Source organism: Leifsonia sp. HAY1-4F (genome assembly GCF_056755275.1).
This window is the reverse complement of record NZ_JBNDHX010000207.1, coordinates 1-585: the sequence shown is the minus strand read 5'-3', so window position 1 is coordinate 585 and position 585 is coordinate 1. Positions and strand designations below refer to the sequence as shown.

Genomic DNA, 585 nt, shown 5'->3' with positions numbered 1-585 from the left:
TCCGTCGTCGGCAGCGTCAGATGTGTATAAGAGACAGGACCCGACTCGAGCTCGCCGCGGGTGGGCGGCAGGATCCGGTCCTCGAAGAACCAGCGGGACAGGCCCGCGCGCATCCGGTTCGCCGCGGCGATCTTGCCGCGCCGGTTCGGGCGCACCATGAGCGGCTCGTAGGTCTCGTACGAGATCAGACGCCAGCGCTCGTAGTCGCTCAGCTGCTCGTGCACCTCGATGAACTCACCGCCGGGCAGCTTCACGATGCGGCCGCTCTCGTAGCCATGGAGGGCGATCGAGCGGTCCTTCTTCTGCAGCGCCAGGCAGACGCGCTTGGTCACGATGTACGCGACCACCGGTCCGACGAAGAGCAGTGCCTGGAGGGTGTGGATGACACCCTCCATCGTCAGCTTGAAGTGCGTGGCGATGATGTCCGAGCTCGCCGCCGCCCAGAACACCGCGTAGAACGTGACGCCGGCAGCGCCGATGGCGGTGCGTGTCGCGGCGTTCCGCGGACGGTCCAGGATGTGGTGCTCGCGCTTGTCGCCCGTGACCCACGCCTCGAGGAACGGGTAGATCATGACCGTCACGATG

The 585-nt window shown here is 66.7% G+C and carries 1 pseudogene; it reads right to left on the bottom strand.

Annotated features, from left to right (window positions below):
• Positions 1-585 (bottom strand): annotated as a pseudogene (locus ACPYOG_RS19215) (cytochrome bc1 complex cytochrome b subunit); the annotation flags it as partial.